We start from the raw sequence: 19560 nt of genomic DNA, 5'->3' as shown, positions 1-19560 counted from the left end.
CACCTACCTCGTGGCAAAAGTTAGGGTGGAAATTCGTGGCTCACTCCAGCAACTTCAGCAAGTCATGCCTCGAGGTTTCTTCCATGGCTATGATCTTCTGGATTTTCTCGAGGTTAAACTCAACCGTCACCGGCTGCAGGACCGCTTGCTGACCATCCGCCTCGGGGAACTCCATGGGCTTGACCCAGGGCTCTCCCTTGATCTGCGGCATCGCGTCATCGTTAGCACTGACAACCAGGCACTGCATCTCACCCTGGAAATCAGAGAGAACGGACTGGACCTGCCCATCCTTCACATAAATCACCAAATGCGTTGCCATACGAAGCATCCCATCGCGACGGGTAACGGAACAAGTATGCGCCATTTTCTCGTTGCTGCCCGGACGGATGTTATTAGCCTGGCCAGGCCATGCTTATGTGCTACATTGAGTTTGTATCTAGCCAACGGTTCACCAAGAACCTTCAATACGTCAGGCGGCTGGCGCTTCCGTTGTTTCTTACATCGTCGGTGTTTTTCGACAAACTGGGAGTTAATAAGCCATGCTTGAGACAAACGAAAACAGCATTCCTGAATTTGCGGCTTCAGGTGTTTCAGAGGTCGACCAGGAGCGCGCCATGCGAATGGGTATTTCCTTCAACGGAACACAATTCGTCTATCGCGACTTCAAATACGATCGTCTGTCCGATGCCTTCTCATACGCCGAACTGGATATCCAGCGAGAAGGTAGACAACCGATAGCGACGAGTCCCGCAGACTGGCTACCGCGGCCGATCCCGAACAGTACGGATCGAGCACTGATGCAACAGTTCGGGGTCACCTTTGAAGACTGGCGCTACAAGTTCCGTGACTATCATTACGACCGTCTGGCCGACGCCCTCAATTACGCCCGCGCTCATCAGTCATGAGCCTTGCCCTGCTTGAGTTATTGCGCAGCTCAAGTCCCGGATTCAGCCAATGAGGATCGAATCGATTCTGCTGACCACCGTCAGGGTGCAAACCTTCATGGGCAACCAGCCCCTGACGAACGCCACGGGGTTTTTCTTTGAGCGCGGGGAGCAACTGTTCCTCATCACCTGCCGGCACGTGTTTCTTGACGCGCTGAACGCGCATTACCCGGATCGGATAGAAATCGAGCTCCATATCGGCGAGGAACACCTCTCCCAGTCATCCCGTTATTCCATTCCCTTGTACAAGAATGGCCTCAGCTTATGGCGCACCTGTTCGGATACTGCTGGCGACGTCGATATAGCTGCGATTGAAATAACCCGCAAATTCCTGCCCAATGACGTGGTTTATCAGGCGTTCTCGCCCGAACACCTGGCAAAGCAGGAAGACTCGATTGAAGTCGGGCATTCGATTGTTGTCGTGGGCTATCCGTTGGGTTTTCAGGACAACCTGCATCACCTGCCGGTCGCCCGCCAGGCCGTCATCGCCTCCTCGTTCGGGCTGCGTTTTCAAGGCCACGGCTATTTTCTGACCGATGCACGCACCCATCGAGGAACCAGCGGCGCGCCGGTCGTTGCCCGCAACGAGCGATTGGACTCGCCGAACCTGCCCTGGCTGTTGCTGGGCATACATTCATCCCGGCTTGATGTTGGCACGCGTGACCTCGTGCTCGACGAAGCCTTGGGGCTGAACTGCGTCTGGTACGCCGATGCACTGATGACCTTGACAGAGTCACCGCCAACCCAAAGCAATTCGCCGATCAGAAATAGGTAAAACGGTTTCCCCCTGCCACCTTCGAGCGGTACATTGCAGAATCGGCCTGCGCTGTCAGCAACACGGGGTCCTTGCCATCCTGCGGGAAGACAGTCACCCCAACGCTCACCGTGACTGAAACTGCGGCATGCCCGATCGCTATCGGGCGGTCGATTTCGGAGATCACTCGAGCCAACGTGTGATTGCATTCATCGACACTAACTAGCCCCCAGAGCAGCAGGACGAATTCATCGCCCCCCACCCGCGCCACCGTGTCCCCTTCACGAACAGATCGACGCAAGCGCGCAGCCACCTCGACCAACACCGCATCGCCCGCCTTGTGGCCGTGGATGTCATTGATCGGCTTGAAGCCGTCGAGGTCCAGATAGCAAACGGCCAGCACGAGATTCGTGCGTATCGACTGCGCCATGGCCTGATGCAGGCGATCCATCAGCAGCGTGCGATTGGGCAAACCCGTCAAATGATCATGGTTAGCGTTTTTCTCCCACTCCTGCTGCTGCACTTTCATGGCTGTCACATCGGCCATGATGGCCAGATAGTGGGAAACCTCTCCCACCGCATTACAGATCGCCGAAATATTCAGGCGGACGGCAAACAGTTCGCCCGTTTTCTTGCGATTCCACAACTCGCCCTGCCATTCCCCGACATCCAGCAAATCGGCCCACATGGTCACGAAAAAGTCGCGATCCTGCAGACCGGAAGCCAGCACCCTTGGGCTCATTCCGAGCAACTCCTCTTTGGAGTAACCGGAAATTTTGCAAAATGTGGGATTCACTTCAACGATCCGCTCACCGGCATCGGTAACGCATATGCCTTCGCTTGAATTATTGAATAGGGAGTCCGCGATTTTCAGCCGGAGTTCTTCCGGCCACTCGTTGGCAACCGACGATGGATGGCAAACGTTCATTTATTTCTCCCACACTCTCGGCACTTGCGGTTTTTTAGTTCTCAAGAACGAAATCAATGAACCCTCGTTCTACTGAAGTTGAAACAAGGCGGACCCGAATTGACTGCCCGATCTTTAACTCGGGCAAATCGCCTCTTAAGCGGCCCTCTGCCGGCGGTTCAAAAATTCGGACCCAAACCTCGTGAGCGCCACTCCCGGTAACCAGCGCATCAAAGCGCTGGCCAATCCTGGTATGCAACAACAAGGCCGCTTCGGACTTGCGCAATTGGCGCTCTACCTTTTTGGCAGCATCCTCCTGAACAGTACAGTGCGCAGCCAGTTGATCGAGTTCAAGATTCGAATACGGCGGGTTGTCTCCGGCAAGCACCGCCTTCATCAAACGCAAGGTGATCAGATCCGGGAAACGACGATTCGGTGCCGTGGAATGCATGTAGTCCTCGACCGCCAGGCCGAAATGGCCGATGGGCGGGGCGTCAGGATGCTCGACCACATATTCTCCCGCCCCCATCAACTTGACGATGACCAGGGAAATGTCCGGGAAACGCAGTGGATCGATCCTGTGCCGAAAGGCCAGGAAATCCTCCAGTGCTTTGCCATCCGGCTTGTCCGGCAGACTGACTCCATAATCAGCGACATATTCGACAATCCTTTGCCAGCGTTCGGGAGAGCGGACCACGCGTCTAAGCGAGGGGCTGCCCTGGGCGGCTAAAAAACGGGCAGTACAGCCATTGGTAGCGATCATCAATTCCTCGATAAGCTGCCGCGCCCGGTTATGTGCCTGCTGACGAATGGCCGTGAGGCGCTCCCCTTGGAACAACGCCCTTGGCTGGAAGGTTTCGAATTCCAGAGCGCCTTGCGCACGACGCAATACGCGCAGTTTTTGGGCCAGTTCATCCTGCATGCGTAGCTGGTCACTCATTCCGTCAATGGCGCGCGCCGCGGCGGGTAGCTCACCTTTGCCTTCGATCCAGGCCGAGACTGCGTCATAGGCCAACTGGGCCTTGTTCCGCACCAAGGCCCGGTAAACATTCGAAGCCACAAGAATCCCGTCATCTGAAAAATGCATCTCGGTGACCATCGCCAGGCGATCCTTTCCGGGATTGAGGGAGGTCAGGTCGGTGCACAACGGCTCGGGCAACATCGTAAAAATGCGCGCTGAGGTATAGACCGAGGTCGTGTTGATTCGCGCATGATCATCGATTGCCGACCCTTTTTTGACCACAGCATCAACATCGGACACCGCGACAAAAACCCTTGCTCCGCCGCGCGGTAGAGGCTCAATGGCGGTCAATTGATCGAGGTCCCGGGAGTCGTCGTTATCTATCGAACACCAGGGTAGTCCGGTCAGGTCGCGAATGCCCTGATCGGCTTCGCTCGCCGGTCCGGACAACTCACTTAATTGCCGCTGGGCGTCACGGGAAAACTCAGGCTCCAGGCCGCGACTGAACATTGCCAGAACGGCAATCATCGACAAATTGGCACGATGATTATTCAGCGTGTTTCGCATGATTGCTCCTTGATCAGCCTTTTGCTTGGGCGATCCTTGATTGATTGAATTTGCTGAAAAATACGCGTTTGGCGAACTCAACGCACAGCAAATAGGCCGCGACCATCCCTCCGAGAATAAGGTACAGCTCGGCAGGCGGTGCGACAAAACCGAAATGAATGCCGAGCGGTGTGAAGGGCAGCAGGGCGGCAAGTAGCACCACCGTCAGGGAGGTTGCGATCAGTATGGGGTGGGTCCGGCTACGCAGCGGATTGCCACGCGTCCGGATGATGAAGATGACCAGCACCTGGGTGCATAACGACTCGACAAACCAGCCTGTCTGAAACAGCTTTTCGCCTGCCTGAAGCACCACCAGCAGAATGTAAAAGGTCAGAAAATCGAACAGCGAGCTGATCGAACCGATAATGAGCATGAAATTGCGCACGAAATCGAGGTCGAGTATGCGCGGGGAGCGAGTTTCCACGGCATCCACCTTGTCCAGCGGAATCGGGATCTCGGAAATGTCGTAGAGGATATTATTAAGCAGGATCTGCGTAGGCAGCATCGGCAGGAAAGGCAGAAACAAGGCGGCCCCGGCCATGCTGAACATATTGCCGAAATTCGAGCTAGTGCCCATCAGGATGTATTTCATGATGTTGCCAAAGGTCCGCCGCCCTTCCTGCACGCCCGCATGCAACACATGCAGGTCATGGCGCAGGAGAATCATGTCGGCGGCTTCCTTGGCAACATCCACGGCCGAATCCACCGACAGCCCGACGTCGGCAGCATGCAACGACGGCGCATCGTTGATTCCGTCGCCGAGATAGCCGACCACATGACCACGTGCCTTCAGGGCGCGGATGACCCGTTCTTTCTGGGCTGGATTGACCCGGCAAAAAAGATTGGTACTTTCGACGCGTGCCTGCAGGGCGTGCTCATCCATCCCGGCCAGATCGTTGCCGAGCAGGATGCCTTGCACGGGGATATTCAGCTGGCCGCAGACGTGCCGTGTCACCCGCTCGCTATCGCCTGTCACAATCTTGATCGTCACACCGCTGCGTGCCAAGGCGGCAAGCGCCGAGGCCGCACTTTTCTTGGGTGGATCAAGAAATGCCGCGAAGCCGGCCAGCACCAACTCGGTTTCATCACCGATCACGGCATGGGGGTGGTCAGGCGGCACTTGCCGCCAGGCAATCCCCAATACCCGAAAGCCTTCTTCCTCCAGGCCATGTTGTTGCTCGCGGATCGACTCCCGCGCTTCGCCATTGATTGGCAAGACCTGTTCTGCCTTGTTGCCCTCGTAGTGTGAGCACAGGCCGATGATCTCATCGGGCGCGCCTTTTACAACCAGCCAGCGGCATTCCCCGTTATCAATTAGCACCGAGACGCGGCGGCGCTCGAAATCGAAGGGGACTTCATCGATTTTTTTCCAGGCGGAGACATCGATATGCCGGTGGGCCAGGATCGCATCGTCGAGCGGACTTTTAAGTCCTGTCTCGAAAAAACTGTTGCAATAGGCCAGCATCAATACGCGCTCGCTGTCGCAACCCGTCGGGTCCACATGGCGCTCAAGCTCGATTTTGGCTTCGGTCAAGGTGCCCGTCTTGTCCGTGCACAGGATGTCCATCGACCCCAGGTCCTGAATTGACGACAGGCGCTTGACGATCATGTGCTGCCTGGCCATGCGTATCGCCCCGCGGGAAAGTGTGACCGAGACCACCATCGGCAGCAGTTCCGGCGTCAGGCCCACGGCCAGGGCGACAGCAAACAGAAAGGACTCCAGCCAGGGTTTCTGGAATAGGGCATTGACCAGCAGGACGAACATCACCATCAGGATGGTGAGGCGCATGATCAGCATGCCGAAGCGGCGGGTGCCCAACTCGAATGAGGTCGGCTCGGCGGGTTTTGAAATACTCTCTGCGATGCTCCCGATTTCCGTATCGCGCCCGGTCTTGACTACCAGGATCAAGGCGCTGCCGCTGATGACAATGGTGCCCATGAAAACAGCGTTGCTCGCCTGTTGCAAGTCGTCGCCGCCGCCGAGACTATTGCCCGGATGCTTTTCAACTGGATAGGTTTCACCGGTCAACAGCGATTGCTTGACAAATAGGTCATGCGCTTCGAGCACCAGACCATCGGCCGGAACCAGATCGCCCGCCGCCAGGAACACCAGATCGCCAGGAACCAGTTCGCTGACCATCAGCGTCTGGCGAATTCCGTCACGCAATACCGAAGCACGAACGGAAACGACCTGTTTCAGTTTTTCGGCGGCAAGGTTGGCGCGATGTTCCTGAACGAGGTCCAGAGTGACACTCAGCAGGACGATCAGGGTGATGATGACAAAGTTGGTCAATTCACCCATCAGTGCCGATACCGCGCTGGCCGCCAATAAAATCAGAACCAGCGGATTCTTGAAGCGCGAGAGAAATTGGCGCGATAAATTGTTGCGCCCCCCCTCATGCAAGGTATTGGGGCCGAATTGGGCAAGCAGCTTGTTGGCTTCAGAACTATCCAAGCCTTTATTAGCGTTCAGGCTTCCCAACTCTAGTTCAACATTTGCTCTAACCCACCAAGCCTTAGCCGTGGCCTTCTGTGATTGCATCGCTCATCCTTCGGGTGACTGGCGATCAATGTTTCATAATAGGCCGATTTCTGGCTCGCTGAGGAGCAATCATGGGCCAGCGATAAGCTGGTAACTCGCGCTGGAGACACGTGCTCCCGGTAACGAACCCTTGGTCGATCCGGCAATCCATCAGGCTCCGATCAACAACCAAGGAGTCTGAAATGGAATACCTAGAAAAGCGTCATGCCTGGAACAAAGGCAAGCTAGTTGGCCAGAAACCACCATTCAAACCAAAGGACATTTGGGCAATTCGGTTCTATCTTCAAAATGTACATGCGGTCCGTGATTTGGCCATGTTCAATCTGGCCATCGACAGCAAACTCCGAGGCTGCGATCTCGTCAGTCTGCGTGTACGAGACATTGCACATGGGAGCCAAATTCTCTCTAGGACCATGGTCACCCAGAGTAAAACGCAGAGGCCAGTGCAGTTTGAACTGACAGAACCGACCAGGGTTTCCGTTGCAGCATGGCTGGAGCAGTCTCATCTGCGAGGGGGTCAGTTCCTTTTTCCCAGCCGAGTGGCGAGATCAGTTCATATCTCGACCCGCCAATATGCGAGGATCGTCCATCACTGGGCAGAAGCTGCAGGACTAGATTCAGTAATCTACGGGACGCATTCGATGCGACGAACGAAAGCGACCTTGATCTACAAACGCACCAAAAACCTGCGAGCCATTCAACTTTTACTTGGCCATTCAAAGCTTGAAAGCACAGTTCGCTACCTCGGTATTGAAGTAGACGATGCCTTGGAAATCTCCGAGCAGACTGAAATCTGATGAGCAATGGGCGGTCGCACCATGCGACCGCTTTGCCGTCACTTTGCTGCCAATTGAGAGCGGATTGAGTGGCAAGCGTTATTGGTTAACCCTTGCGTTTCATTTCAGTCGTGACACGTAAGTGTGGTGCCGGGAACTCTTCGTGGGGTGCCCACCTACTTTAATTGCGGGGGACACCTCTGACTTGCTCCAGTCTGCGGTGACAAGCTGTCAGTAAGGCTCTGATGGCGCCTGCGTTGTTTCTATTCTGGTGTGCAAAGGAAAACGCTGTTGTCCTATTTTGCGTTGCGGCAAATCAATTGCAACCTAATACCACGCCGGGGGTCTGACTTAAGTGGCACATCTTGTGCCACTGGCAAGCGAGAGGAAATGCAATGCCAAACCGCAAAATTTCCGAGGTTATCGGACACAGACCCTTCCCAAGCATTACGAAATCGACTTCAGTTCGAGATGCGGCAATCATCATGAGGGAATGGCAGTCATCTGCAGTCTTGATCTTAGAAGATGGTTTATTGATCGGCATTTGTACTGAGCGGGACATTGTTTTTCGTGTTGTTGCGCAGGCCTGCGATCCATCTTTGATTCAAGTGGGGACAATCATGACGTGTGATGTCCAGACCATTCACTCCAGCAAACCGTTTGGCCATGCTTTGCATTTGATGTACGAAGGTGGATTCAGACACCTGCCAGTGATTGACTGGCGTGGTCGTCCGATCGGTCTATTGGCTGCTCACGATGCACTGGATGCCGATGGATTACAGATGGAACAGGAGTTGGTTCGTCGTGAAGAAATTACAGTCATTTTGTAAGGCGACGACGGGCTCTGACAGGAAAAATCATGGAACACGCTATCCATAACATGAGCAATCTGTTCGCTCAGCTTGGCAAACCTAACGATGAATTTGCAATTTCCCGTTTCATTGACACTCATGCGCCGTTACCGAATGGCACACGATTACATGAAGCAAGTTTCTGGACGATTGCACAAGCGAACTTTTTATCTGAGGCCATTAGTGATGATGCCGATTGGGCTGAAGTCGCCGATGATTTGAATGTCATGCTGCATGGCAGACACTAGCTTGCTGGGTTGTGCGTGATGACATTGCGCATCGAGCGCGATTCCTTTGGTGTCGTCAGCGTTCCCAGCGAACGATATTGGGGTGCCCAAACCCAACGTGCGATTGAGCACTTCAACATTTCATGCGAACGCATGCCTATCGAGCTGGTTTTTGCCCTTGCTCAGATAAAGTCAGCGTGCGCTCAGACGAACTGCAATCTCGCTCTGCTTCCCCCCAACAAGAGTCTGGCAATTGTTCAGGCTGCCAACGAGGTATTGTCAGGGCAACACGAAGCCGAATTTCCGCTTTCGGTATGGCAGACCGGATCTGGCACTCAAAGCAACATGAACATGAATGAGGTGTTAGCCAATCGAGCATCAGAGCTGATGGGTGGGGGCCGTGGGGAAGGGCGCCTCGTACATCCTAACGATGACGTCAACAAGGGGCAGTCTTCCAATGACGTGTTTCCTTCTTCCATGCACGTTGCTGCCGTTCTTTCCATCGAGAGCAATCTGCTGCCAGCCCTCACTCAATTGCGTCAAACGCTTGCCAAGAAATCGGTCGAATTTTCGCAGATCGTGAAGATCGGCCGAACACACCTGCAGGATGCGACACCGCTAACGCTAGGACAGGAGTTTTCAGGTTATGTCGCCCAGCTTGATCATGCTGAACAGTTGATCAAAGCGATTGTTCCTTCGCTGTACCAACTTGCCATCGGCGGTACGGCAGTTGGAAATGGCCTGAATACGCATCCTGAATTTGGGGATCGTGTTGCTGCTCAACTTGCTGTAGTTAGCGGAATCCCCTTCGTATCGGCTGATAACAAATTTGCCGCATTGGCAAGTCATGACGCTCTGGTTGCCACGCACGGGGCGCTAAAAACCTTAGCCGTCGCCTTGATGAAAATTGCCAACGATATCCGCTGGCTTGCATCGGGGCCGCGTTGTGGTTTTGGAGAGATCACGCTACCCGAAAACGAACCGGGTAGTTCCATCATGCCCGGCAAGGTTAACCCGACCCAGTGCGAGGCACTGACCATGATTTGCTGTCAGGTGATGGGTAATGATGTGGCCATCAGTATTGGTGGCGCCTCGGGCAACTTTGAATTGAATGTTTTCAAGCCCATGATCGCACATAATTTTTTGCAAAGCGTTCGTCTTCTGGCCGATGGTATGCACAGTTTTAATCGCCATTGTGCTCGGGGTATCGAGGCTGAAGTGGAACGGATTACCGAATTGCTCGGCCAATCCCTCATGCTGGTTACTGCGTTGGTTCCCCATATCGGCTACGACAAGGCTGCTGAGATAGCCAAGAAAGCCCATCACGAACATCTTTCATTACGGGATGCTGCCCTTAAGCTGGGCACGGTATCGTCAGACGAATTTGATTCCTGGATGAAGAGTGGATTTCAGCAATTCGCCGGGTATGGCGAATTGCTAGCAACTAGATAATCTTTCAAACACTGAGATGATTTGGCACTTTGCGTTTGGCTGGTAACTGGCGATTAGCAGCCTGATTATGTGCAAAAGATGAAGGACTGCTTTGGCCGAGTTCCAGACCATCGTCTCCTGCTTTAACTAATCGATCTTGATTCTGCGCTAGCCTGTTCGAGTAGCTTCACTAGAGCAAGGATGGCGCGATTCACCGGTGTCCGGATTCCAAGCTGGGCCGCTCGGCGCACGACATATCCATTGATGTAGTCGATTTCGCTTCGCCGGCCGCGCGCGACATCGTGAGCCGTTGAAGAAATTTGCGTGGACATCGATTGCGCAATACCGGCAACGACGGAACGAATGTCATCCTGCACACTCACCCCATCGGCTTTGGCGACTTCAAGGCATTCATCGACGAGATCGTCGATGACCTCTCTGACGCCATCGCCGACAACAAGCTGTCCGTAGGGCATTTGCGTTATTGCAGAGAGTCCGTTGTAGGCGCAATTGATCACCAGTTTTGCCCAGAGCTGACCTGCTACATCGTCGGAGATGCTAACCCGGACGCCCGCGCGGGCAAACTCGGCGACAACCTCAGAACTCTCGGCAAATTGGCCAATGACCAGTTCGCCACGGCCGTGGTGGCGGAGGTGTCCGGGCCCAGCCATTTCGGTAGCGACGTAGACGACAGCCGGATATACCGGGCGACCAAGGAACTGCTGGAGGCGTTCAGCGTTGTCGTAGCCGTTTTGTAAGCTCAAAACGATCGCCTCGGGGTCAAGATACGGCGCCATGTCTTTGGCTGCCTGCAAGGTGTCGTTTGATTTGACACAGCAAAGTACCAGCTTTGCGCCTGCAACAGCCGCGGCATCGGTACTGGCGGACACCGGCACCTGTTCGTCAAAAGTTTGTGTCTGCATGCGCAACCCGGTGCAACGAATGGCGTCGACATGGGCTGCGCGGCCAATCAGCACCACGTCCCGCCCGGCGCGAGCGAGCATTCCGCCATAAAAGCAGCCGACTGCGCCAGCCCCCAGGATTGCGGTCTTCATATCCTGTTCTCGTTCCATTGCTTGGTTTTCAAGGCATCTACTCTACACAGGATCGAAGTATGGCCGGTCGAATTTGCAAAGTAGGTGATTCCTGAATGAAGCCTATGCCATAGGGTGAAAAGGCGGGATCGATTTCGGGTCACTGGCGCATAGCCTTCCGATTCTGGCTAGAGGCCTAAGGTTGGCGATGGCCGAGCACCAGCCTATAGTGTTGGCCTGTTCGCTGGCCTTTGCTACCTTAGAACCAATCAGTGCGTTCGGTCCGCCGAGGCTGCGTACTGCGTTCGAATCCAATTACCTGGATTTGTGGAATTCCGACACCAGAACCATTGCCTTGAGCCGCATGATGTCTTTCAGCATGCGCATTTTTCGGCCATGCTCCTGGTGCGCCAGGTCGTAAATTTGCTTGCGTAGCGTTTCATCGCAGCCTTCAGGAAAACTAAGGGACCACTGCGTGAAATAGGTATCGTAGCTGTCGATGGTCTTGATCAGCTCAAACCTGAGTTTTTCCCGGCTCTTAGGTGGGATGGACGCCAATATCTCGTCAATATCGGCATCGTAATCGTGGCCTCGCAGATTGTTCGCAATGGGGAATTCGATGATGTGGGTCATGAGCCGTTAACCTTTTTATGTCGAAATCGCGTCGAGCAGAACGGTGCGTGCTTTCGCGATGCGTACGAATTGCTCGTGGCTTCCCCCAACGTCTGGATGGGCTTTCTGGGCGAGCCGTCGGAATGCGGTATTGACCTCGCGTCGATCGATCTTTCCATCGGACGGCAACTCCAGCACTTCGCGATGTTCCCGCTCGTCCGAGGCTTGGCGCCTGGCTTGGGGGCTGCTTTGGTGGCCGTAGAAGCGCGCAAATTCCTCATTCATTCGCTCCTGGGCAGCTTGGCGCAGGATTCTTGAATCGCGTTTCAATGCCGCTTGGTCTTCTTGCCAACGCAGGCGCGACATAACGAGACAGGCCGCAAAGGCGATTCTGCCGTGGGCCTTCAATTCGTCGAGACTGAATGGGCCAACCATGTCAAAGGGTTCTGCCAGCCATGCTTTACTGCCACTGGCGCCAGTTTCGACGTAGCCAAGGGCTGCGGTGGTGACCAGGCCGAGCTGGCCATTCCAGATAACCCATTCTTCGTCACCCGTAGCGGCATGGGTGTCATGCATACCTCGCCCTCCGGGCATGGTTATCGGCGCGATATTGACAGGTCAGCGGGCTGCCGCCAGAAGCGAGTCTGTCCCATGCCGCGCTGGTATCGGCATTGCCGGAGGGTTGAATTGAAGGAAACATGACAGAAATCGCCCGTTTGAACGCTGTTTCCGACGGGAATGCAAGTAGCGCACCAATAGAGGCCAACACCAAGGATCCCACCTACGGAATGTCCTCGTATTCATCGAATGTTTACCGACCCGCAGCTCTTTAGCGGCAGTTGACCGGCGCATTGCTGCCCAATTTGGGCAAAGGCCTTATCGTCGGCGATGGCTGACAAGGCGACAGCCATCCTCTGCAGATTTTCACGAACCCGGCACGTTTCCCACGGAACAGCATCAATCCCGGCCCCAAACTTCCCCTCGACTTTTCTCCGTATTTCGATAATACTTGAAATATGGAAACCTTAAACGCTGCCGAACTTCTTGCTGCCCTGGGGCATGAATCCCGTCTTGCCATCTTCCGCATGCTGATCGAGGCTGGCCCGCAGGGGATATATGCGAGTGCGATTGGCGAGCGGCTGGGCATGGCGCCGGCGACGCTCTCGTTCCACCTGGCGCATCTGACCCGCGTCGGGCTGATCAGTGGCGAGCGGGAGAGCCGCTTCATTCATTACTCGGCCAATTACGCGACGATGGATGAACTGATCGCTTTCCTGACCGCCAATTGCTGCCAGGGCGAAAGCTGCCTGCCGAAAACGACCTGCTGCGACACCACCAAGAAGCGTCGCGCCAAACTCCCCGCCAACGAGGAAACACCCCAATGAAAACCGTCTTGGTGCTGTGCACCGGAAACTCCTGTCGCTCGCAGATGGGCGAAGCGATCCTGAACCACGATCTGGCCGGCCTGGTACATGCCGTTTCGGCCGGGACCAAGCCTCAGCCCAAGGTCGCCGATGGAGCCATCGAGGCACTGCGCCTGATCGGCTTACCGACCGAGGGGCTGTTCCCCAAGGACATCGACACCCTGCTCGACACGCCCATCGACCTCGTGGTTAGCGTGTGCGACAACGCCAAGGAGACCTGCCCGGTCTTCCCACGGCCGACGCCGCGCATCCATCTGCCGTTCCACGACCCGCACGGAGAACCGCTGGAGAGCTTTATCGCCGTGCGCGACGACATCCGCGCCCGTTTGGTGCCCGCGGTGCGCGCCGCGCTGGGTTTGGAGGCTTGAACCATGTCGGCGCAATGTGAAATCACCGCCAAGACTGCCAGCGGCACACCGATGAGCGTTTTCGAGCGCTTTCTGACGGTTTGGGTTTTTCTCTGCATCGTCACCGGCATTGCGCTGGGCCAGTTGGCGCCCGGCGTCTTTCAGGCCATCGGCCGGATGGAAGTGGCGCAGGTGAATCTGCCGGTCGGGCTGTTGATCTGGGTGATGATCATCCCGATGCTAGTTAAGGTGGATTTTGGTGCGCTGGCTGAAGTGAAGCAGCATGTGCGCGGCATCGGTGTGACGCTCTTCGTCAATTGGCTGGTCAAGCCCTTCTCGATGGCCCTTCTCGGCTGGCTCTTCATTCGCAACCTGTTTGCGCCGCTGTTGCCGGCCGAGCAGCTCGACAGCTACATCGCCGGCCTGATTTTGCTGGCCGCCGCGCCATGCACCGCAATGGTCTTCGTGTGGAGCCGTCTGTCCAACGGCGACCCGCTGTTCACGCTGTCGCAAGTGGCCTTGAACGACACCATCATGGTTGTCGCCTTTGCGCCGCTGGTCGCCTTCCTGCTCGGCATTTCGGCGATCACCGTGCCGTGGGACACGCTGCTGACCTCGGTGGTGCTCTACATCGTGATCCCGGTGGCGCTCGCCCAATGGTGGCGCAAGGCGCTGCTGGCCAAGGGCCAGGCAGCTTTTGATGCGGCGATGGAAAAGATCGGCCCGTGGTCGATCTCGGCCCTGCTACTGACGCTGGTGCTGCTCTTCGCCTTCCAGGGCGAGGCCATCCTGAAGCAACCGCTGGTCATTGCCCTGCTCGCCGTGCCCATCCTGATCCAGGTGTTTTTCAACTCGGCGCTGGCTTACTGGCTGAACAAGGCGGTTGGCGAGAAGCACAACGTGGCCTGCCCATCGGCCCTGATTGGCGCGTCCAACTTCTTCGAACTGGCAGTCGCCGCCGCCATCAGCCTGTTCGGCTTCGAATCGGGTGCGGCGCTGGCCACCGTAGTCGGCGTGTTGATCGAAGTGCCGGTCATGCTGCTGGTCGTGCGCGTGGTCAATGCCAGCAAGGGCTGGTACGAGGCGGCGTAGTCAAGCCACAAGGCAAAGGGAGCCCAAGATGAACTGGCTGATCACCGCGTTGCAAGGAGGCCTCGATAGCCTGGCCTCTTACCTGGCGGCCCATGTGCTGCTCTGTCTGGTGCCGGCGTTTTTCATTGCCGGGGCGCTGTCGGCGCTGGTGCCTCAGCAGTCCATCATCCGCTTTCTCGGGCCGAATGCGCCGAAATGGAAGTCCTACACGGCGGCGGCCGGCGCGGGCAGCCTGCTGGCCGTGTGCTCCTGCACCATCCAGCCGCTGTTTGCCGGCATCTACAAGAAAGGCGCCGGCCTCGGCCCGGCCATCACCTTCCTGTTCTTCGCGCCAGCGGCGAACATCCTGGCCCTGGCCTATACCGGGGTCGCGCTGGGAGCCGAGTTCGCCATCGCCCGCATCCTGCTCTCACTGTCCTTCGGCATCGGCATTGGCATGATCATGGCCATCGTTTTCCGCGAGACGGACGTCGCCCGCCTGACCGATGCCCAGACTTTCGCCGAAGGCGGCGGCATTCCGGGTAAGACGCTGCTTTTCATCGGGGCGCTGGTGGCGCTGCTGATCTCCGGCACGCTCAAGCTCGATTTCCTGAAAACCGTGCTGTTCGACGCCGAACTGCCCTGGCAGGGCGCCAGCGCCATCCAGCAAACCCTCGACCGCTGGGTTCCGGTCAACGAAGCCATCGGCGCCGAGGGCTTGAGCCTGCAAGGAGCCATCCTGATCGGCCTGCTGGCGAGCATCGGCGTCTTCGCCTGGCGCGGCCTGGGCAAGGTGGATGAGGGCTTCAACCGCTTCACGCCCATCGCCCTCGGCTTGACGGTGGCGACGCTGGCCTTCGCCGCCCTGGGCTTCAAGGTGGTCGATAGCGGCATCGCACTGACGGTGACCGGCCGCACCCTGGCCGTGACGCTGTTCTGCCTGCTCCTGCTGCCGCTGGCCCGGCGCTTCGAGGCCTGGGACGTGCAGCAATGGCTGTGGGAAACCTGGCGTTTCGTGAAGCAGATTTTCCCGCTGCTGGTCGTCGGTGTTTTCCTGGTTGGCGTCATCCGCGTCTTCATCCAGCCCGAATGGATTCGCAGCCTGGCCGGCGAAAACACCCTGCTGGCCAACCTGGCCGGCGTCGTCTTCGGGGTCTTCATGTATTTCCCGACCCTCGTCGAGGTGCCGATCGCCAAAATGTTCCTGTCGCTCGGCATGCATCCGGGGCCGCTCATCGCCTACCTGATGGCCGATCCGGAACTCTCCTTGCAGAGCATCCTGATCACGGCAGCCATCATCGGCAAGCTGCGCGCCTGGACTTACGTGGGGCTGGTTGCGCTATTCTCGACCGTGTCCGGACTCAGCTACGGCGCCTGGGTCAATGGCATGTCGCTGTGGATGCTGGTGGCGATCATCGGCGGCTTTGTCGCCCTGATCGTCGGCACCCTGCATTTGATTGAAACCCGCCGCAAGGCCTGAAAGGGAGAACATCATGCTGATCAAGATTTTGGGTAGTGGCTGCCCCAAGTGCAATCGCCTGGAACAACTGACCCGCGAGGCCGTGGCCGAACTTGGCCTGACCGCCGAATTCGAGCATGTGAAGGAAATGGACAAGATCATGGCCTACCCCATCATGACGACGCCGGCCCTGGTGGTCGATGAAGAGGTCAAGGTCTCCGGTCGTATTCCGAGCAAGGACGAGTTGCTGGGCTGGCTGAAGGGCCACTGAGCACGATGACCCACCCGCCTCAACCGCTGCCGGTGGCAACGGGAGAGCGGGCCCCATATTGAGTGCGCTGCTCCATTTTTTCGCCTGAAAGGCCAGTGCACCGCAGCTGCCTGTTAGTGATTTTCCACGCAGCTGTTTGGGCGCGTTGAGGGCGCCGCATGGCCAGTGCTATTGGCTCCCCCGAGAACATCTGGCCTTAACTCGGGTCCAACTGGCAAATGCGCCCTGCTCTCGAATTCAACCGCCGAATCCCCGATCCGCTTGAAAAAGCGACGGCCGAGCACATTCTCGAGATCCGGCAATGGACGGAGAAGCTTTTCTCGGTCAAGGTTTCGCGTTCGCCAAGCTTCCGCTTCACGCCGGGGCAATGGGTGCGTCTGGGCATTTCGAGTGGCAGCGGTCTGCCGGGCAGTGTCATCTGGCGCCCCTACTCGATGGTCAGCGCCGATTACGACGATTATCTCGAATTTTTCTCGATCCTGGTGCCCGGCGGCGCTTTCAGCAGCCGGCTGGCGGCGAGCCATGTCGGTGACACGCTGTTTGTCGAGAAGCAGCCCTATGGCTATCTGACAGCGGCGCGCTTCACCGGCGGCCGCCACCTCTGGTTGCTGGCCAGCGGAACCGGCGTCGCCCCCTACCTCTCCATCCTGCGCGACCCGGATGTCTGGCAGCGCTACGAAGAGCGCATCCTCGCCTATAGCGTCAGTTACGCCCGCGAAATCGCCTACCGCGATGCCTTGGCCGCACTGGCGACCGACGAACTACTCGGCCCCGACCGTCCGCCCTTGCGCTTCGTGCCCATCGTGACACGCGAGGCAGTGCCAGGAACCTTGCATGCACGCCTGCCCACCCTGATTGCCGACGGAAGCCTCGAGCGCGCAGCAGGACTCGCTTTCACCCCGGAAGACAGCCGTATCCTCATTTGCGGCAACCCAACGATGCTCGACGATGTCCGCGACGCCCTGGTGGCTCGCGGGCTGCGTTCAGACCGCAGCGCGATACCGGGACATTTCGCTAGCGAGAATTACTGGTGAGCCTTCCTCTTGAATGAGGTCAGGGCCAACATGGCTAACAAATACCGGACAAAACCCAACTTGGGACTTTCGTGCTCCAGGCGCTGAGCGGCTGCCCAAAACGCTATTGCAGACGCATCGACATTGCTTCGGTTCAGTCAGCGTCTCGATCCAGCAGTTGATCGTCCATCGAGCAGGGATCGTCGATCGGTTCGATATGCGCCGTTATGTGGGCGCCAGGCACCACTTCGCGCAAATCCTTCTCCAGCTTTTCCACCCAATCGTGTGCAATCTGAACAGACCACTGGCCCGGAACAAGGACGTGCAGGCTGATGAAGGTTCGTCGCCCGGCCTGGCGGGTACGCAGGGCGTGGTAGGCGATCTGGTGTTGCGCATAGCCTTGAAGAAGAGCCTTGATCTTGCCTAACTCGCTCGCCGGCAGCGCCTCGTCCATCAGTCCGGAGGCAGAGCGCCGCATGAGTTGCGCCCCGGTCCACACGATGTTGCCGGCCACCAGCAGGGCGATCACCGGATCAAGCCAGATCCACCCGGTGAGTGCGACCAGCCCCACGCCGAGGATGACGCCGACCGATGTCCATACATCGGTCATCAAGTGGTGGGCATCCGCCTCAAGCGTGATCGACTGATGATCCTTCCCCGCCTTGAGCAGCACTCTGGCAACGACCAGATTGACCACCGAGGCGGCGACGGACACCAGCAGACCCAGCCCGACCGCCTCCAGCGGTTGAGGGTTCAGCAAGCGACCGATGGCGGCGTACCCGATACTCAGCGCCGCAAGCACGATCAGGAAGCCTTCAAAAGCGCTGGAGAAATACTCTGCCTTGCTGTGTCCGTAAGGATGATCGTCGTCGGCCGGTTGCTCCGCCAGCGCCAGCATCCAGAGGGCCATCAAGGCGCCGGCAAGATTGACGAAAGACTCGATGGCATCCGACAGCAAGCCGACGGAACCCGTCAGTTGCCAGGCCACGCCTTTCAACAAGATGGTGGCTATTGCCGCAGCAATCGAAATGTAGGCGTAACGTTTCAGGCTGGTCGAAGTCATCAGTTTGTGAAGTGCTTGCGAATCTGGGCTTCAAGGAGTGCGCGCGCCTTCGGTTCCGAGGCATCTTGCAGGGCGTCACGCACCTCGTCGGCAATCTGCTCGAATACGGCCATCACCTTCGGGTCAAAATGGCTCCCGCTATCGTTCCGCAGAATCTCCATGACGCGCTCGAACGGCATCGGTTCCTTGTAGGGACGTTTCGAGGATAGCGCATCGAAGACGTCGGCCAGCGCAAAGATTCGGGCGGCCAGAGGTATCGACTCACCGGCCAAGCGCCGGGGATAACCGCTGCCATCCCACTTCTCATGGTGCCCGGCCACCACCTCATGGGCGCCATCCAGCCAGCCCATGCCTTTGACGATCTCCTCGCCCTGGCTAACGTGGGTGCGCATGATGCGCATCTCCTCGTCGTCGAGACGACCAGGTTTGAGCAGGATGGCATCGGGAATGCCGATCTTCCCGACGTCGTGCAGAAAACTCCCGGCAATCAGCGCCTGCATGGTACTGCCCGCCAGCCCCAGTTCCTCGCCGATGCGCGCAGCGATCCAGGCGACCCGGTAGTTATGGGCACCGGTATCGGAATCGCGCTTGGCGATCGCCCGGCCCAGTGCCTCCATCATCGAAATGTGCGAGTCGAGCACCTCAAGTGTCTTGCGCGTGTTTTCGGCCGACAGCTTGACCACAATCGGATAAATGGCGACGCCACAAAGAACGGCTGCCAGACAGGCAATCAGCGCCATTTTCAGCGCCGCCGAGTGAATCTCCTGACGCTGCCACTCGGGGACGATGCGCACGCCTTCAAAGTAGCCGGTAATCGCCCCCGCTTCGGCACTGCGCAAGGGAATGAACACCCGCAGCGCCCACTGTTCGCCGATCTGCAGGCTCTCGTACGAAGCGGCGCTATAGGCCGGCTTATTGTGCTTGGGCAAGCGACCCTCAACCTCCTCGCCAACGTTGGTCAGGGACTCCGCCAGTTTTTCCCCGCGGTGGTTATAGAGTTCGGCGATATCGAAGAGCCCGCCAGACAAAGTAGCCGCCGCTTTCTCGGCTTTTGCCGCGGCCTCCGGCCCGGTCAATTCGAGCGCATCCGAATGGCGAAGAAAGCGCTTCGATTCTTCCATGGCCAGCGACACGACCTCGTCTTCGGCGCTTTCGGTGCTGATGAGCCAGGCGATGGGCGTGGCAATGGCCGCCAGCAACAAGCTGACCAAGGCGATGCGCCGCGCTGCGCGCTGATTAAATTGATTCAATTGAGCCCCCTGACACC

General features: G+C 57.4%; 21 protein-coding genes. 12 read left to right on the top strand and 9 right to left on the bottom strand.

What is annotated here, in order from left to right; translation table 11 throughout:
* Nucleotides 1-40: 40 nt before the first annotated feature.
* A complete protein-coding gene (locus WIF35_RS17550) occupies nt 41-319 on the bottom strand; it encodes a hypothetical protein (protein ID WP_412479500.1) in 279 nt (92 codons plus the stop codon).
* A 220-nt stretch (nt 320-539) separates the two neighbouring features.
* Between WIF35_RS17550 and WIF35_RS17545 the strand changes: the two genes are divergently transcribed.
* Together WIF35_RS17545 and WIF35_RS17540 are read left to right on the top strand one after the other, a co-directional pair.
* Nucleotides 540-905, top strand: a complete 366-nt coding sequence (locus tag WIF35_RS17545) for a hypothetical protein (RefSeq protein WP_412479499.1) — start codon at nt 540-542, stop codon at nt 903-905.
* Nucleotides 906-954: 49 nt separating this feature from the next.
* Nucleotides 955-1719 carry a S1 family peptidase gene (locus WIF35_RS17540; protein ID WP_412479498.1) on the top strand — a complete coding sequence of 255 codons (765 nt, stop codon included), beginning with the start codon at nt 955-957 and terminating at the stop codon, nt 1717-1719.
* On the opposite strand, the gene WIF35_RS17535 is transcribed toward WIF35_RS17540, so the two are convergent.
* The 3 genes from WIF35_RS17535 to mgtA are packed head-to-tail and all read right to left on the bottom strand — an operon-like array spanning nt 1706 to nt 6714.
* A complete protein-coding gene (locus WIF35_RS17535; protein WP_412479497.1) occupies nt 1706-2626 on the bottom strand; it encodes a diguanylate cyclase domain-containing protein in 921 nt (306 codons plus the stop codon). The genes WIF35_RS17540 and WIF35_RS17535 overlap by 14 nt on opposite strands.
* A 34-nt stretch (nt 2627-2660) precedes the next feature.
* Complete coding sequence (locus WIF35_RS17530) at nt 2661-4133, bottom strand: RNB domain-containing ribonuclease (protein WP_412479496.1); 1473 nt, start codon at nt 4131-4133, stop codon at nt 2661-2663.
* A 13-nt stretch (nt 4134-4146) separates the two neighbouring features.
* Entirely contained in the window at nt 4147-6714 is a 2568-nt protein-coding gene (gene mgtA, locus WIF35_RS17525) for a magnesium-translocating P-type ATPase (RefSeq protein WP_412479495.1), read from the bottom strand.
* Nucleotides 6715-6896: 182 nt separating this feature from the next.
* Between mgtA and WIF35_RS17520 the strand changes: the two genes are divergently transcribed.
* The 4 genes from WIF35_RS17520 to fumC all read left to right on the top strand — a co-directional run bounded on the left by WIF35_RS17520 (nt 6897) and on the right by fumC (nt 10020).
* On the top strand, nt 6897-7511 hold the full coding sequence (locus WIF35_RS17520) for a tyrosine-type recombinase/integrase (protein ID WP_412479494.1): 615 nt from the start codon (nt 6897-6899) through the stop codon (nt 7509-7511).
* A gap of 374 nt (nt 7512-7885) precedes the next feature.
* The gene (locus tag WIF35_RS17515; protein WP_412479493.1) at nt 7886-8320 is read left to right on the top strand and encodes a cyclic nucleotide-binding/CBS domain-containing protein; all 435 of its coding nucleotides are present in this window, start codon (nt 7886-7888) and stop codon (nt 8318-8320) included.
* Nucleotides 8321-8349: 29 nt separating this feature from the next.
* A complete protein-coding gene (locus WIF35_RS17510; RefSeq protein WP_412479492.1) occupies nt 8350-8589 on the top strand; it encodes a DUF2789 domain-containing protein in 240 nt (79 codons plus the stop codon).
* A gap of 18 nt (nt 8590-8607) precedes the next feature.
* Nucleotides 8608-10020 carry a class II fumarate hydratase gene (gene fumC / locus WIF35_RS17505; protein WP_412479491.1) on the top strand — a complete coding sequence of 471 codons (1413 nt, stop codon included), beginning with the start codon at nt 8608-8610 and terminating at the stop codon, nt 10018-10020.
* Nucleotides 10021-10142: 122 nt separating this feature from the next.
* Here fumC and WIF35_RS17500 read toward each other — a convergent pair whose 3' ends face one another.
* From WIF35_RS17500 to WIF35_RS17490, 3 genes are all read right to left on the bottom strand, one after another.
* On the bottom strand, nt 10143-11054 hold the full coding sequence (locus WIF35_RS17500; protein WP_412479490.1) for a ketopantoate reductase family protein: 912 nt from the start codon (nt 11052-11054) through the stop codon (nt 10143-10145).
* 294 nt (nt 11055-11348) lie between these two features.
* Nucleotides 11349-11666, bottom strand: a complete 318-nt coding sequence (locus WIF35_RS17495; RefSeq protein ID WP_412479489.1) for a hypothetical protein — start codon at nt 11664-11666, stop codon at nt 11349-11351.
* Nucleotides 11667-11681: 15 nt separating this feature from the next.
* Nucleotides 11682-12221 carry a DnaJ domain-containing protein gene (locus WIF35_RS17490; protein WP_412479488.1) on the bottom strand — a complete coding sequence of 180 codons (540 nt, stop codon included), beginning with the start codon at nt 12219-12221 and terminating at the stop codon, nt 11682-11684.
* A 440-nt stretch (nt 12222-12661) separates the two neighbouring features.
* Between WIF35_RS17490 and WIF35_RS17485 the strand changes: the two genes are divergently transcribed.
* The 6 genes from WIF35_RS17485 (at nt 12662) to WIF35_RS17460 (ending at nt 17251) form a co-directional block, all read left to right on the top strand.
* On the top strand, nt 12662-13030 hold the full coding sequence (locus tag WIF35_RS17485) for an ArsR/SmtB family transcription factor (RefSeq protein WP_412479487.1): 369 nt from the start codon (nt 12662-12664) through the stop codon (nt 13028-13030).
* Nucleotides 13027-13437, top strand: coding sequence for an arsenate reductase ArsC (locus tag WIF35_RS17480; protein ID WP_412479486.1), 411 nt, complete (start codon nt 13027-13029; stop codon nt 13435-13437). The genes WIF35_RS17485 and WIF35_RS17480 overlap by 4 nt, the downstream gene beginning before the upstream one ends.
* Nucleotides 13438-13440: 3 nt before the next feature.
* Entirely contained in the window at nt 13441-14508 is a 1068-nt protein-coding gene (gene arsB / locus WIF35_RS17475) for an ACR3 family arsenite efflux transporter (RefSeq protein ID WP_412479485.1), read from the top strand.
* Nucleotides 14509-14536: 28 nt separating this feature from the next.
* On the top strand, nt 14537-15967 hold the full coding sequence (locus WIF35_RS17470) for a permease (protein ID WP_412479484.1): 1431 nt from the start codon (nt 14537-14539) through the stop codon (nt 15965-15967).
* A gap of 13 nt (nt 15968-15980) precedes the next feature.
* On the top strand, nt 15981-16217 hold the full coding sequence (locus WIF35_RS17465; protein ID WP_412479483.1) for a thioredoxin family protein: 237 nt from the start codon (nt 15981-15983) through the stop codon (nt 16215-16217).
* Between the two features lie 218 nt (nt 16218-16435).
* Nucleotides 16436-17251 (top strand): ferredoxin--NADP reductase, encoded by an 816-nt coding sequence (locus tag WIF35_RS17460; protein ID WP_412479482.1) that lies wholly within the window; start codon nt 16436-16438, stop codon nt 17249-17251.
* Nucleotides 17252-17384: 133 nt separating this feature from the next.
* On the opposite strand, the gene WIF35_RS17455 is transcribed toward WIF35_RS17460, so the two are convergent.
* Together WIF35_RS17455 and WIF35_RS17450 are read right to left on the bottom strand one after the other, a co-directional pair.
* On the bottom strand, nt 17385-18293 hold the full coding sequence (locus WIF35_RS17455) for a cation diffusion facilitator family transporter (protein WP_412479481.1): 909 nt from the start codon (nt 18291-18293) through the stop codon (nt 17385-17387).
* Nucleotides 18293-19543 (bottom strand): HD-GYP domain-containing protein, encoded by a 1251-nt coding sequence (locus WIF35_RS17450; RefSeq protein ID WP_412479480.1) that lies wholly within the window; start codon nt 19541-19543, stop codon nt 18293-18295. The genes WIF35_RS17455 and WIF35_RS17450 overlap by 1 nt, the downstream gene beginning before the upstream one ends.
* Between the last annotated feature and the right edge of the window lie 17 nt (nt 19544-19560).

Origin of the sequence: Azonexus sp. IMCC34839 (genome assembly GCF_047047955.1) — a bacterium.
Classification (GTDB): Bacteria; Pseudomonadota; Gammaproteobacteria; order Burkholderiales; family Rhodocyclaceae; genus Azonexus.
Note: the sequence above shows the minus strand (reverse complement) of the source record. Positions and strands in the feature narration are given on the sequence as shown.